Below are 1056 nucleotides of genomic sequence, written 5' to 3'. Positions count from 1 at the left end.
TGCTGTCAGTTGTTGACATCTGTCACTGGGGGCCATTAGGGTTTGGGTGCCGTGCGGGCTGTTTGAGTGGTCCGCTGTCGTGTGTGTTTGGGTGTTGTTTCCCCCAGGAGTTGGAGAGGGTCGCTGATGACCGAGAAGACCTCGCTTGTCACTGCTGAGATGTTGGAGTGCAAGGGCGTTTGGGGTCGGGAGAAGGTGTCGTTCCCGATCAGTGAGTCCGACATTCGGCGGTGGGCGATCGCGACGTACTGGCCCAAGGTTCCGCCGCTGTTGTTCACCGATGCCGAGTACGCGAAGTCCACAAAGTTCGGTGGCATCGTGGCGCCGGAGGACTTCAATCCGTTTGCCTGGCCGATTCCAACTGGCGAGGAGGGCGGTTTGCCGTTCGATCTGCCGGGGCTGATCGGCGGCATGATCCTCAATGGCGGTACCGAGGACACGTATTTCACCAGGATGCGTCCGGGGGACGTGATCTCCTCGAAGTTGCGGCTGGCGAGTTGGGAAGAGCGTGAGGGCCGTTCCGGGCTCAAGCTGTTTTCCAAATACGAGACCGAGTGGCACAACCAGAATGGTGATCTGGTCAAGCGCACTGTCGGCACCACCATCCAGTTCTAGGCACAGGAGCCCATCGCGATGGCAATCAACGTTTCTTTCGACAGCGTCGAGGTCGGCCAGGTCTTGCCGGAGTTCACCCGCAAGACTGATTTCGACAACTGGAACCGCTTCGCGGCGGTCAATGACGAGTTCATCTCCGTGCACATGGACGACGAGATGGCCAAGTTGATGGGCCAGCCCGGTGCCATCGGCATGGGCAATCTGCGGTGGACCTACCTGCTCAACGCGCTACGCGACTGGGCCGGCGACGAGGCCGACATTGTGAGCATGACTGTGCAATTCCGCGGTACCAACCTCAAAAACGATGTGCTGCGCACCAAAGCGGTAGTCAGCGAAAAGAAGACCGAAAACGGACGCAACCTCGTCGTGCTCGACATCGACGTCCTCAACCAAAACGACGAAGCCACCACACCCGGAACCGCCACCATCGCACTGCCCTGA

2 protein-coding genes are annotated in these 1056 nt (G+C 59.5%); both read left to right on the top strand.

Annotated features, from left to right (window positions below; translation table 11 throughout):
- The first annotated feature begins 126 nt into the window (after nucleotides 1–126).
- Nucleotides 127–615, top strand: coding sequence for an FAS1-like dehydratase domain-containing protein (locus HPC46_RS34505; protein WP_179476452.1), 489 nt, complete (start codon nucleotides 127–129; stop codon nucleotides 613–615).
- 18 nt (nucleotides 616–633) lie between these two features.
- Nucleotides 634–1056 carry a MaoC/PaaZ C-terminal domain-containing protein gene (locus tag HPC46_RS34500; protein WP_179476451.1) on the top strand — a complete coding sequence of 141 codons (423 nt, stop codon included), beginning with the start codon at nucleotides 634–636 and terminating at the stop codon, nucleotides 1054–1056.

Origin of the sequence: Mycolicibacterium vinylchloridicum (assembly GCF_013404075.1) — a bacterium.
Classification (GTDB): Bacteria; Actinomycetota; Actinomycetes; order Mycobacteriales; family Mycobacteriaceae; genus Mycobacterium; species Mycobacterium vinylchloridicum.
This window is presented reverse-complemented; position numbering and strand designations above follow the sequence as displayed.